The organism is Streptomyces sp. NPDC001135 (assembly GCF_053598395.1).
Genome location: NZ_JBSFKD010000012.1, coordinates 176,117 through 188,393 on the forward strand (window position 1 = coordinate 176,117; position 12,277 = coordinate 188,393).

General features: G+C 72.1%; 13 protein-coding genes and 1 riboswitch. Of the genes, 6 read left to right on the forward strand and 7 right to left on the reverse strand.

The features are described from left to right. Positions 1-2: 2 nt before the first annotated feature. From ACWC94_RS17535 to ACWC94_RS17545, 3 genes are read right to left on the reverse strand one after another with little or no spacing between them, the layout of a single operon-like run. Positions 3-725 carry an isocitrate lyase/PEP mutase family protein gene (locus ACWC94_RS17535; RefSeq protein ID WP_450797425.1) on the reverse strand — a complete coding sequence of 241 codons (723 nt, stop codon included), beginning with the start codon at positions 723-725 and terminating at the stop codon, positions 3-5. Positions 726-747: 22 nt separating this feature from the next. Further along, on the reverse strand, positions 748-1,191 hold the full coding sequence (locus ACWC94_RS17540) for a carboxymuconolactone decarboxylase family protein (RefSeq protein WP_450797427.1): 444 nt from the start codon (positions 1,189-1,191) through the stop codon (positions 748-750). Beyond that, positions 1,188-1,697, reverse strand: a complete 510-nt coding sequence (locus ACWC94_RS17545; RefSeq protein WP_450797429.1) for a carboxymuconolactone decarboxylase family protein — start codon at positions 1,695-1,697, stop codon at positions 1,188-1,190. Before ACWC94_RS17545 ends, ACWC94_RS17540 begins: the two co-directional genes overlap by 4 nt. A gap of 47 nt (positions 1,698-1,744) precedes the next feature. Here ACWC94_RS17545 and pdxR point away from each other — a divergent pair, with 47 nt between their 5' ends. Beyond that, positions 1,745-3,139, forward strand: a complete 1,395-nt coding sequence (gene pdxR / locus ACWC94_RS17550) for a MocR-like pyridoxine biosynthesis transcription factor PdxR (RefSeq protein ID WP_450797430.1) — start codon at positions 1,745-1,747, stop codon at positions 3,137-3,139. A 25-nt stretch (positions 3,140-3,164) separates the two neighbouring features. On the opposite strand, the gene ACWC94_RS17555 is transcribed toward pdxR, so the two are convergent. Both ACWC94_RS17555 and ACWC94_RS17560 read right to left on the reverse strand, forming a co-directional pair. Next, complete coding sequence (locus ACWC94_RS17555) at positions 3,165-3,692, reverse strand: hypothetical protein (protein WP_450797432.1); 528 nt, start codon at positions 3,690-3,692, stop codon at positions 3,165-3,167. A 201-nt stretch (positions 3,693-3,893) separates the two neighbouring features. After that, positions 3,894-4,721 carry a DMT family transporter gene (locus ACWC94_RS17560; RefSeq protein ID WP_450797479.1) on the reverse strand — a complete coding sequence of 276 codons (828 nt, stop codon included), beginning with the start codon at positions 4,719-4,721 and terminating at the stop codon, positions 3,894-3,896. Between the two features lie 119 nt (positions 4,722-4,840). On the opposite strand from ACWC94_RS17560, the gene ACWC94_RS17565 reads away from it, so the two are divergent. Together ACWC94_RS17565 and ACWC94_RS17570 are read left to right on the forward strand one after the other, a co-directional pair. Beyond that, positions 4,841-5,191, forward strand: coding sequence for a hypothetical protein (locus ACWC94_RS17565; protein ID WP_450797433.1), 351 nt, complete (start codon positions 4,841-4,843; stop codon positions 5,189-5,191). 26 nt (positions 5,192-5,217) lie between these two features. Continuing rightward, the gene (locus tag ACWC94_RS17570; RefSeq protein WP_450797434.1) at positions 5,218-6,402 is read left to right on the forward strand and encodes a glutathionylspermidine synthase family protein; all 1,185 of its coding nucleotides are present in this window, start codon (positions 5,218-5,220) and stop codon (positions 6,400-6,402) included. A gap of 295 nt (positions 6,403-6,697) precedes the next feature. Here ACWC94_RS17570 and rocD read toward each other — a convergent pair whose 3' ends face one another. Then, positions 6,698-7,903, reverse strand: coding sequence for an ornithine--oxo-acid transaminase (gene rocD / locus ACWC94_RS17575; protein WP_450797435.1), 1,206 nt, complete (start codon positions 7,901-7,903; stop codon positions 6,698-6,700). Positions 7,904-8,005: 102 nt separating this feature from the next. Next, a riboswitch (ZMP/ZTP riboswitch) is annotated at positions 8,006-8,095 on the forward strand. 32 nt (positions 8,096-8,127) lie between these two features. Between rocD and ACWC94_RS17580 the strand changes: the two genes are divergently transcribed. The 3 genes from ACWC94_RS17580 (at position 8,128) to ACWC94_RS17590 (ending at position 11,454) form a co-directional block, all read left to right on the forward strand. Then, positions 8,128-9,579 carry a glycine hydroxymethyltransferase gene (locus tag ACWC94_RS17580; protein WP_450797436.1) on the forward strand — a complete coding sequence of 484 codons (1,452 nt, stop codon included), beginning with the start codon at positions 8,128-8,130 and terminating at the stop codon, positions 9,577-9,579. A gap of 97 nt (positions 9,580-9,676) precedes the next feature. After that, positions 9,677-10,690: a tryptophan--tRNA ligase gene (gene trpS, locus ACWC94_RS17585; RefSeq protein ID WP_450797437.1), complete on the forward strand. Its 1,014-nt coding sequence runs from the start codon at positions 9,677-9,679 to the stop codon at positions 10,688-10,690. Positions 10,691-10,878: 188 nt separating this feature from the next. Next, positions 10,879-11,454: a 2'-5' RNA ligase family protein gene (locus tag ACWC94_RS17590; protein WP_450797439.1), complete on the forward strand. Its 576-nt coding sequence runs from the start codon at positions 10,879-10,881 to the stop codon at positions 11,452-11,454. Between the two features lie 21 nt (positions 11,455-11,475). On the opposite strand, the gene ACWC94_RS17595 is transcribed toward ACWC94_RS17590, so the two are convergent. After that, a complete protein-coding gene (locus ACWC94_RS17595; RefSeq protein ID WP_450797441.1) occupies positions 11,476-12,213 on the reverse strand; it encodes an SDR family NAD(P)-dependent oxidoreductase in 738 nt (245 codons plus the stop codon). Between the last annotated feature and the right edge of the window lie 64 nt (positions 12,214-12,277).

Consider the following 12,277-nt stretch of genomic DNA (forward strand, 5'->3'; position numbering starts at 1 on the left):
CCTCAACCGACAAGGGAGTCGGCGATCTCCGTCAGCGCGGCGGTCGCCCTGCGCTGCAGTCCCGGTCCGAACGTGATCCGGTCGGCCCCGAGTTCGCCGAGCGCGGCGGGCGAGGGGCTGCCCGCGTCCAGGCGGGCGAACGCGTTCAGCGGGCCCTGGGTCCCGGCCCGCAGCAGGGGCATCACGTCCGTCGGGGCGAGGATCGGGTAGATGCACTCCGCACCCGCCGCCACGTACAACGCGGCCCGCTCGATGGCCCGTTCGGGATCCTTGTCCCCGTGGACGAAGGTGTCGACGCGGGCGTTGAGGAACAGCCGGTCCCCGGCGGCCGAGCGCACCTCGGCGAGGAACTCGGCCTGCTCGCGCGGGTCCCTGAGGACACCGTCCACGGAGTCCTCGAGGTTGCAGCCGACGGCGCCCGCCTCCAGCAGCCGTTCCACCAGCTCCTTCGGCGCGAGCCCGTACCCGCCCTCGACGTCCGCCGACACCGGCACGTCCACCGCCCGTGTGATCCGGGCGACCGCGGCGAACATCTCGTCGGCCGGGGTGGCCCCGTCCGCGTAGCCGAGCGAGGCGGCCACCCCGGCGCTCGGCGTGGCCAGTGCCGGGAACCCGGCCTCCACGAAGACGCGCGCGCTCGCCGCGTCCCACGGTCCCGGCAGGACGAGCGGATCGTCCTGGGCGCGCCGCAGATGCAGTGCGCGGAACACGTCCACCTTGCTCACGATCGGTGACCTCCAGGCTTGCTCACGGCCGGTATCCCCCCGGAGGGACACGACGGCTGACCATGATCCGGTTCCAGCCGTTGATGACGCTGATCAGGGCGATGAGATGAGCGAGTTCGGACGCGTCGAAGACCTTGGCGGCGCCCTCGTACACCTCGTCCGGGACGAAGCCCTCCGTCAGCACGGTGACCGCCTCGGTCAGCGCCAGCGCGGCCCGCTCCCGTTCGCTGTAGAGGTCCCCGGCCTCCTCCCAGGCGTCGAGGAGCTGGACACGGTCCTGCGACTCCCCGTTCTTCCGGGCCGCCTTCAGATGCATGTCGAGACAGAAGGCGCAGTGGTTGATCTGCGAGGCGCGGATCATGACCAGCTCGGCGAGTACCGGATCACCGAGCCCCTTCTTCGCGGCCGCGCTGAGCGCGGACATCGCCCGGCCGACCTCCGGGTCCAGCAGCTGGGTACGGCTCACTTGTGCTGCCCCGCCTGGTAGTGGCCGGGCACCGCGCGGGTGGTCACCCCGAACCGGTTCCAGGCGTTGATCACCGCGATCCCGGCGATCAGCTGCGCCAGTTCGGCCTCCTCGAAGTGCTCGGCGGCCCGCTCGTACACCTCGTCCGGCACGAAGCCGTCCGTGAGCACGGTGACCGCCTCGGTCAGCTCGATCGCCGCCAGCTCCTTGGCGGTGTAGAAGTGCTTCGACTCCTCCCAGGCGCTGAGCTGCACGATCCGCTGGACGCTCTCGCCGGCCGCCAGCGCGTCCTTGGTGTGCATGTCGAGGCAGAGCGCGCAGTGGTTGAGCTGCGAGGCGCGGATCTTCACCAGCTCGTACAACGTGGGGTCCAGACCCTGCCTGGCCGCCGCGTCGAGCCGGATCATCGCCTTGTAGACCTCGGGGGCGTGCTGGGCCCAGTGCATGCGGGGGGTGTGCTCAGGTGCGTACTCATCGGTCTTGCGGGTGCTGACGTCTGTGCTCATGCCCTCGACCCTAGGAGCGAGGCAGCCCAGGAGTATGGTCCATTCCCATGGTGGAATCATGGGCCACTTTGGGTGTCGACCTGCATCTCGAACCGACCGGCGCGGGCGGTCTGCGCCGGGGCCTGACCGACGCCCTGCGGGACGCCGTCCGCACCGGCCGCCTCGCCGCCGGCACCCGGCTGCCCTCCTCCCGCTCTCTCGCCGCCGACCTGGGAATCGCCCGCAACACCGTCGCCGAGGCCTACGCGGACCTGGTGGCGGAGGGCTGGCTCACCGCCCGGCAGGGCTCCGGCACCCGGGTCGCGGAGCTGGCGGCGACCCCGCCCACCGGCAGGGGCGCGGGGCCCCGCCACCCGGACCCCGCCCGTCCGGCGTACAGCCTCCTCCCCGGCACCCCCGACCTCGCCGCCTTCCCGCGCACCGAGTGGCTCAAGGCCGCCCGCCGCGCCCTCACCACCGCCCCGTACCACGCCCTCGGCTACGGCGATCCGCGCGGCCGGCCCGAACTGCGCACCGCGCTCGCCGGATACCTCGCACGGGTGCGGGGCGTCCGCGCCGATCCGGAGACCGTGCTGATCACCTCCGGCTTCGCGCACGCCCTGCGCGTCGTCGGCACGGTCCTCGCGGCGCGCGGGGTGCGCACGGTGGCGGTCGAGTCGTACGGCCTCGACGCCCACCGGCGGCTGCTCCAGCAGTCCGGCCTCGCCACCCCCGCCCTTCCCTACGACGAACTCGGCACGAACCCCCGGGTGCCGGACGACGCCGGCGCGGTGCTCCTGACCCCCGCCCACCAGTTCCCCATGGGCACGCCCCTGCACCCCGAACGGCGGGCCGCCGTGATCGACTGGGCGCGCCGCGGCGACGCCGTGGTCCTGGAGGACGACTACGACGGCGAGTTCCGTTACGACCGCCAGCCCGTCGGCGCCCTCCAGGGCCTCGACCCCGACCGTGTGATCTACTTCGGCACCGCCAGCAAGTCCCTGGCCCCCGGACTGCGGCTGGGCTGGGTGGTGCTGCCCCCGGCCCTCGCACAGGAGGCGGCCTCGGTCAAGGGCGGTGTCGACACCGTGGGGGCGCTCGAACAGCTCACTCTCGCCGAGTTCCTCACCAGCGGCGCGTACGACCGGCACGTCCGCTCCTCCCGCCTGCGCTACCGGCGCCGCCGCGACGCCCTCGCGGCGTCCGTGACCGCCCGCGCGCCCGAGGTGACGGTCACCGGTATCGCCGCCGGTCTCCACGCGCTGCTGCGGTTGCCCACGGGCATGGAACAGTCGGTGATCCAGGCCGCGGCCTGGCAGGGCCTCGCCCTCCACGGCCTGTCCCTGCACCGCCATCCGCAGGCCGTCGCCGACCCCCTGGACGCCCTGGTCGTGGGCTACGCGACACCGCCGGACAGCGCGTGGGCGGGGGCCTTGGACGCGCTGTGCAGGGTGCTGCCGTAGGACACCGGCGCCCGTCGCGTCCCGTTCACGTGTCCGACGGCAGCCAGGGTGCGAGGTCGTCGCGCCATCCCTCGAAGTGCTCCAGGGCGACGTCCAGACGGGAGTCCTTCGCCCGGTAGAGGGCGCCGACGACCTGGTGCGGGTCGACGGCCGGGAGAAGGGACTCGCCTTCCTCCTCCGACGCGGCGACGGCCTCGGTCTCGCGCTCGGTGAGCCGGTCGTACGGGTAGGTCAGGGCGGGGCACGATCGTTCCCGGCTGGGGCAGGGGGTGCCGGGCGGCCACACCCAGACCGCGTCGTGGTGCCGTACGAGGACCTCGCCGAGATACCAGGCGACCGCCCGCAGGAACGGGCCCCGCCGGTCGGCGTACTGCTCTTCCCAGGTGGTGCAGCGCTCCCTGACGAGGCGTTCGAGGCGGGGCAGGGAGGCGGGGGAGAAGTCCCACCGGCCGCCGGTCTGTTCGGCGAGGGCCGTGAAGTCGGCCCGCGCGGTGTCCAGCCAGGCGTTCAGCTGCGGGTTGTTCCGGTAGGAGGGGTCGTCGACCGGGCGCATGCCCGTGACTCTACGACCGGCGGGTGCGGCACCTTGTAACGGTCCCGTGTGCGGGGCGAGTTGGCGGGGGAGGTCCACCGGCCCGGTACCAGGAGGCCCCCACCCGCAGGAATTCCCCGGGTGGGGGCCTTTCGCCTCCCGCGGGTTCCTTCGTCACCCCTGCGGGACTCCGCGAACCCGACGCCGTTGCACGAGGCGGCCTCAGCCCTCCTCGGCCACCGCCGGCGCCTCACCGAACCTCGCCAGCAGCAGTGCCCCCGCCACAGCCACGGCGAACCCGAGCACCGCCAGCCAGGCCAGCCCCTCCCGCGTGCGGTCGCCGAGCCACACCACGCCCACCGCCGCCGGGCCGATCGTCTCGCCGATCACCAGGCCGGCGGTGGCCGTCGTCACGGACCCCCGCTGGAGGGCCGAGGTCAGCAGGATGAAGGCGGCGCCTCCGCCGACCAGCAGGGCGTAGGACGCCGGGTTGGTGAGCAGGTCCGTCGGGGCCACGCTGTCGATCAGGCGGACCGAGACCTCCACCACCCCGAACCCGAGTCCGGCCCCGAGGCCGAGTACCAGTGACCGCCCCGGCCCGCTCAGCCGGCCGCCGGCGAGAGCGAGCAGCAGCATCCCGGCCGCCACGGCGAGCATCGTGTACCGCAACGCGTCCGAACCGCCCTCCTCGCCCTCCGGCCCGGACGCCAGCCCCAGCATCGCCAGCCCGGCGCACACCACGGCCACCGCGCTCCACTCGGTGCCGCTCAGCCGCACCCGCAGAAGACGCGCCGCCACCACCGCGGTCACCGCCAGACTCGATGCCAGGGCCGCGCTGACCGCGTAGATCGGAAGGGACCGCAGCGCGGCGATCTGGAACACGAAGCCGAGCCCGTCCAGCGCCAGTCCGGCCAGATACCGCCACTGCCTGAGTGCCCGCAGCAGCAGTGCCGCCTCGCCACCCCCACCTGTACCGGCCTCTCGCGTGGCCACTGCCTGCAACACCGTCGCGGTGCCGAAGCAGACCGCCGCGCCAAGGGCGCACACCATTCCAAAGAACACAAAGGGACTCTAGGAGAGGGCCGACCAGGACACCCACTGCGGTCCCCCCTCTTACCGTTCTCTAGTCTGAACCGACCATCACACGAGCACACGGGGGAGACACCACGATGGAGAACGCGCACCGCCGGCTGCGCTCCGGCACGGTCGTCCTCGGCGGAGTGGGTCTGCTGGCCGCCGCCCTGACCGCCTGCTCGTCCGAACCGGACAAGCGCTGCGTCGACCGCGGCAGCTACCACCTCGCCAAGGGGTACAAGATCGTCTCCGACCGGAACTGCAAGTCGACCAAGGTGTCCGTGAACGGCGCCTGGTACTACGGCGGCACGAAGAAGGGCTCCTGGGTGGACGGCGGTTCCTTCACCAGGCCCCGCAAGGGCTCCGGCTCCGGCGGCTCCTCCAGCGGCGGCACCGGAGTCCACCGCGGCGGCTTCGGCGGCGGCCACGGCAGCTCCGGCGGCTGACCGGACAGGAGACCGGAGACCGCCGTATGGAACGCCTCGCCACCACCCCCCGCCCAGGCTGGCAGCAGACCGTCGAGGCACAGGGACTCGTCTACCCCCTCACCCGCCACCCCGACGGTTCCCTGCGCCCCTACTGGGACGAGAGCGCCTACTACGTCTTCACCCTGGACGAGATCGAGGCGCTGGAGGAGACCGTCGGGGAACTGCACCGCATGTGCCTCGCGGCGGCCGAGCACATCGTCGCGCGGGACCGGTTCGCCGACCTCGGCATCACCGACCCGCGCCTGGCCGCCGCGGTCACCGAGGCCTGGCGGCGCCGCGCCGAACTCCCGTCCCTGTACGGCCGGTTCGACCTGCGCTACGACGGCACCGGCCCGGCCAAGCTCCTGGAGTACAACGCCGACACCCCGACCTCACTGGTCGAGGCGGCCTCGCCCCAGTGGTTCTGGATGGAGGATCGTTTCCCCGGCGCCGACCAGTGGAACTCCCTGCACGAACGCCTCGTCGAGGCCTGGCGGACACAGGCCGCGCTGCTCCCGCCCGGCAGCCCCCTGCACTTCGCGCACTCCTCGGCCGACGAACTCGGCGAGGACCTGATGACGGTCGCCTATCTCAAGGAGACCGCCGAACAGGCAGGCCTCGACACCGACTGGCTGTCCATGGAGGAGATCGGCTGGGACAGCCTCTCCGGCCGCTTCGTCGACAACCAGCTCCGGTTCATCCGCGGCATCTTCAAGCTCTACCCCTGGGAGTGGCTCACCACCGACACCTTCGGCGGGCACGTCCTGGACACCCTCGACAACGGCGGCGGTACCGGCAGCACTCTGTGGATCGAACCCGCCTGGAAGATGCTGCTCAGCAACAAGGCCCTGCTGGCCGTCCTGTGGGAGCTGTACCCCGGCCACCCCAACCTCCTGCCCGCCTACCTCGACGGCCCCCGCGAGCTGGCCTCCTCACCCGGCTACGTCGCCAAGCCCCTCCTCGGCCGCGAGGGCGAGGGCGTCACCGTGCACCAGCCGGGCACCCCGGCCCTCCTCCGCGAGGAGCCCTGCTGCTACCAGCAGCTCGCCCCGCTGCCCGCCTTCGACGGCAACCACGTCGTCCTCGGCGCCTGGGTCGTCCAGCACGAGCCGGCCGGCCTCGGCATCCGCGAGTCCTCCGGCCTGATCACCGACGCGTACGCCCGCTTCCTGCCCCATGTGATCCTCTAGGCCCTGTCGTCACACTCCCGTCTGCCCCGCGACGCCATGCACGCTCCCCCACTGCCTCAAGGGCGTGGGAGGTGCCCCCACTCGCCGCACCGGGCGCGGACCCAAGGACATCCAGTACGAGGCTCCGCGCCCGGCACGGCGAGAGCACGCACCTGACGCCGCAGATCCGCCCTCCGGGCGACGACGGGAGTGTGACGACAGGGCCCAGGGGGCTCCGTTCGGATCAGCCCGGTCCGCGACGCCCGGCACGGCACCTCGCCGGCCCCGGGCCCCCTCCCGGCGGATGCGCGGGCCTTCAGCCGCCCAGCACCGCCCTGAACTGCTCCAGCCCCCAGTCCAGGTCCTCCTCGCCGATCACCAGCGGCGGAGCGATCCGCACCGTGTGGCCGTGGGTGTCCTTCACCAGCACCCCGCGCTCCACCAGCCGCTCCGACACCTCCCGGCCGGTACCGACCCTCGGCGCGATGTCCACGCCCGCCCACAGCCCGCGCCCGCGCACCGCCGTCACCGCGCCCGTGGCCGGCAGCGCCGCCAGCGCCCGGTGCATCCGCTCGCCCAGCAGGGCCGCCCGCGCCTGGAACTCGCCCGTCCGCAGCATCGCGATCACCTCCAGCGCCACCGCACAGGCCAGCGGATTCCCGCCGAACGTCGACCCGTGCTCGCCCGGCCGGAACACCCCGAGCACCTCCGCGCTCGACACCACCGCCGACACCGGCAGGATCCCGCCGCCCAGCGCCTTGCCCAGTACGTACACGTCCGGCACCACCCCCTCGTGCTCACACGCGAAGGTCCGCCCGGTCCGGCCCAGACCCGACTGGATCTCGTCCGCGACGAAGAGCACGTTCCGCTCGCGCGTCAGCTCCCGGACGGCCGCGAGATAGCCCGCCGGTGGCACGATCACCCCGTTCTCGCCCTGGATCGGCTCCAGCAGCACCGCGACGGTGTTCTCCGTCAACGCCTCCCGCATCGCCGTCAGATCGCCGTACGGCACGATCTGGAAGCCCGGCGTGTACGGCCCGAAGTCGGCCCGGGTCTCCGGGTCGGTCGAGAAGCTGATGACCGTCGTGGTCCGCCCGTGGAAGTTGCCGCCCGCGACCACGATCTTCGCCATCTCCGCGGGCACCCCCTTCACCCGGTACCCCCACTTGCGGGCCGTCTTCACCGCGCTCTCCACCGCCTCCACGCCGGTGTTCATCGGCAGCACCATCTCCATCCCGCACAGCTCGGCCAGCTCCCGGCAGAACGCCGCGAACCGGTCGTGCAGGAAGGCGCGGGACGTCAGGGTCACGCGCTCCAGCTGGGCCTTCGCCGCCTCGATCAGCCGCTGGTTGCGATGGCCGAAGTTGAGCGCCGAGTAGCCGGCCAGCAGGTCCAGATAGCGCCGCCCCTCCACATCCGTCATCCAGGCACCGTCCGCGGAGGCGACGACCACGGGCAGGGGGTGGTAGGTGTGCGCGCTGTGCGCGTCGGCGGCGGCGATGAGTGTCTCCGTAGTGGTCACGGGATCTCCAGACGGTGCCGGGTGCTGAGGGTGCCCCCCTTCCTATCGTCGCTCGCATGGTGGACGCGGGATCTCCGCTCTTCGGCGTGCCCGGTAGGCTGACCAGCGGGCCGTGACTGGCGCGCTGGGATGGGACGGACCATCGGGGAGCGGCCCGAGCGGGAAAGAGTGCCGTGCGCCTGGGCCGAACGTGAACGCTGTACGCACGCCGTCCGGAGGTCCTCATGCCAGAGCAGCAGCCCCTCTCCACCGAGTCCACCGCCTTCCGTGCCGCCCTCGACGTGATCCGCGCCGTCGAACCGCGTGTCGCCGACGCCATCGGCCAGGAGGTGCACGACCAGCGCGAGATGCTCAAGCTGATCGCCTCCGAGAACTACGCCTCCCCGGCCACCCTCCTGGCGATGGGCAACTGGTTCAGCGACAAGTACGCCGAGGGCACCGTCGGCCGCCGCTTCTACGCCGGCTGCCGCAACGTCGACACCGTGGAGTCGCTGGCCGCCGAGCACGCCCGTGAACTCTTCGGCGCCCGCCACGCCTACGTCCAGCCGCACTCCGGTATCGACGCCAACCTCGTCGCCTTCTGGGCCGTCCTCGCCGACCGGGTCGAGGTCCCCTTCCTGGAGAAGGCCGGCGCCCGCCAGGTCAACGACCTGACCGAGGCCGACTGGGCCGAGCTGCGCCAGGCCTTCGGCAACCAGCGCATGCTCGGCATGTCCCTGGACGCCGGCGGCCACCTCACCCACGGCTTCCGCCCGAACATCTCCGGCAAGATGTTCGACCAGCGCTCCTACGGCACCGACCCGGCCACCGGCCTCATCGACTACGAGGCCCTGCGCGCCCAGGCCCGCGAGTTCAAGCCGCTGATCATCGTCGCCGGCTACTCGGCGTACCCCCGGCTGGTGAACTTCCGGATCATGCGCGAGATCGCCGACGAGGTCGGGGCGACCCTGATGGTCGACATGGCCCACTTCGCGGGCCTCGTCGCCGGCAAGGTCCTCACCGGCGACTTCGACCCGGTCCCGCACGCCCAGATCGTCACCACCACCACCCACAAGTCGCTGCGCGGCCCGCGCGGCGGCATGGTCCTGTGCGACGACTCCCTCAAGGACCAGGTCGACCGCGGCTGCCCGATGGTCCTCGGCGGCCCGCTGCCGCACGTCATGGCCGCCAAGGCCGTCGCCCTCGCCGAGGCGCGGCGGCCCGCCTTCCAGGACTACGCCCAGCGCATCGTCGACAACTCCCGCGCGCTGGCCGAGGGCCTGATGCGCCGGGGCGCGACCCTGGTCACCGGCGGCACGGACAACCACCTCAACCTGATCGACGTCGCCACCTCCTACGGCCTCACCGGCCGCCAGGCGGAATCGGCCCTCCTGGACTCCGGCATCGTCACCAACCGCAACGCCATCCCGGCCGACCCCAACGGCGCCTGGTACACCTCCGGCATCCGTATCGGCACCCCCGCGCTCACCACCCGTGGCCTCGGCACGGCGGAGATGGACGAGGTGGCGGGCCTGATCGACCGAGTCCTGACGACGACGGAGCCGGGCACCACCAAGTCGGGCGCCCCCTCCAAGGCGGCCCACGTCCTGGACGAGAAGGTCGCGGAGGAGATCGCCCAGCGGGCAACGGACCTGGTGGCGGCGTTCCCGCTCTACCCTGAAATCGACCTTGGTTAGACCTGCCTAGGGGCGCGGGGAACTGCGCGACCAGCCCACCACGGTCCGCAGTTCCCCACGCACCGACCCCCCCGAGCTCTCTGAGACAATAAAAAGCATGGCGACTGACCGACCCCGCGTGCTCTCCGGTATCCAGCCCACCGCCGGCTCGTTCCACCTCGGCAACTACCTCGGTGCCGTCCGTCAGTGGGTGGCCCTGCAGGAGTCCCACGACGCGTTCTACATGGTCGTCGACCTGCACGCGATCACGGTCCCGCAGGACCCCGGGGAGCTGCGTGCCAACACCCGGCTCGCCGCGGCCCAGCTGCTGGCCGCCGGTCTGGACCCGGACCGCTGCACCCTGTTCGTCCAGAGCCACGTGCCCGAGCACGCCCAGCTCGCGTGGATCATGAACTGCCTCACCGGTTTCGGCGAGGCGAGCCGCATGACCCAGTTCAAGGACAAGTCCGCCAAGCAGGGGGCCGACCGCGCCTCCGTCGGCCTGTTCACGTACCCGGTCCTGCAGGTCGCCGACATCCTCCTGTACCAGGCGAACGAGGTGCCGGTCGGCGAGGACCAGCGCCAGCACATCGAGCTGACCCGCGACCTGGCCGAGCGCTTCAACGGCCGCTTCGGTGAGACCTTCGTGGTCCCGTCGCCGTACATCCTCAAGGAGACGGCGAAGATCTACGACCTCCAGGACCCGTCGATCAAGATGAGCAAGTCGGCGTCCACGCCGAAGGGCCTGATCAACCTGCTCGACGAGCCGAAGACCACGGCCAAGAAGGTCAAGAGCGCGGTCACCGACACCGACACCGTGATCCGCTACGACGTGGAGAGCAAGCCGGGCGTCAGCAACCTCCTCACCATCTACTCGACCCTCACCGGCAAGTCGGTCGCCGAGCTGGAGCAGGACTACGAGGGCAAGATGTACGGCGCCCTCAAGACCGACCTCGCCGAGATCATGGTCGAGTTCGTGACGCCGTTCCGCGAGCGCACCCAGCAGTACCTGGACGACTCCGAGACCCTCGACTCGGTCCTGGCCAAGGGTGCGGAGAAGGCGCGCGCGGTCGCCGCGGAGACCCTCGCGCAGGCCTACGAGCGGGTGGGTTTCCTGCCGGCGAAGCACTGACGAGCGCCGGGCGCACCCAGGCGTACGACCGCACACCCGTCCGACCGGGCAGAGCGCTGCACATCACTTCCGCTGCGCCTGCCCACAGGACAGTCGTGGCCGTACAGTCGATAGCCGACGGCAGAGAAGAATCCGACGGCTGAGCAGAAAACAGACACAGGAACACGGGCACGACGACAGGAGACGACGTGGGGACCGTAACGATCGGCGTGTCGATCGCGGTCCCGGAGCCCTACGGCAGCCTGCTCCAGGAGCGGCGCGCGGGCTTCGGCGACGCCGCGGCTCACGGCATCCCCACACACGTCACCCTGCTGCCGCCGACGGAGGTCGACGAGGCGGAACTGCCCGCCGTCGAGGCGCACCTCACCGAAGTGGCCGCGGCGGGCCGTCCGTTCCCGATGCGGCTGTCCGGCACCGGCACGTTCCGTCCGCTGTCCCCGGTGGTCTACGTCCGTGTCGTCCAGGGCGCCGAGGACTGCACCCTGCTGCAGCAGCGGGTGCGGGAGGCGTCCGGGCCGGTGGCGCGCGAGCTGCAGTTCCCGTACCACCCGCACGTCACCGTCGCGCACGGGATCGACGAGGCGGCGATGGACCGGGCCTTCGAGGATCTGGCCGGCTTCGACGCACAGTGGCCGTGTACGGGTTTTGCTCTGTACGAGCAGGGTGCGGACGGGGTTTGGCGGAAGCTGCGGGAGTACACGTTCGGGGGGTCCGTGGTGCCGACGCAGGCGCTGCGCGGGGTGGGGCGCAGCGCGGTGTCGTAGTACCCGCGCCCCTTCGGGGCGCTACAGCGCCAGTCTTCTGAAAAGCGCCCTCGGCGTGTGCCGCAGCACCGACATCACCAGCCGCAGCGTCCCCGGTACCCACACCACCTCCGACCGTCTGCGCAGGCCCAGTTCGATGGCCGTGGCCACCGCCTCCGGCGTCGTCGTGAGGAGTCCCTCGCCCGTTCGGACATCTCCGGGCCGTACGGCCATCACGTGCACCCCCGTGCCGTGCAGCGCGTCGCCGAGGCCCTGGGTGAAGGTGTCGAGGCCGGCCTTGCTGGAGCCGTAGATGAAGTCGGCGCGGCGGGCCCGCTCGCCGGCGGCCGAGGTCAGGACCACGAGGGAGCCGTGGCCCTGGCCCTGCAGTGCGCGGGCGGCGGCCAGACCGGCACAGACGGCTCCGGTGTAGTTGGTCTGCGCGACCCGGACGGCGCGTACCGGGTCGCGTTCGTCGTGGGCCTGGTCGCCGGCGATGCCGAAGGCGAGCAGTACCAGGTCGATGTCGCCCTCGGCGAAGACCTTGCCGACGACTGTCTCGTGGGACTCGGGGTCGAGGGCGTCGAAGGCGACGGTGCGGACGTCCGCGCCGAGCGCGCGCAGGCCCTCGGCGGCCTGGTCCAGGGCCGGCGAGGGACGGCCCGCCAGCCACACCGTGCGGGCGCGGCGGGCGATCAGCCGGCGCGCGGTGGCCAGCGCGATCCCGGACGTGCCGCCGAGGACGAGCAGGGACCGGGGGAGACCGAGGGCGTCCTTCATGTCAGCTCCTGGGGATCGGGAGGCGGGGGGCCCTGGGCCCTGTCGTCACACTCCCGTCGTCGCC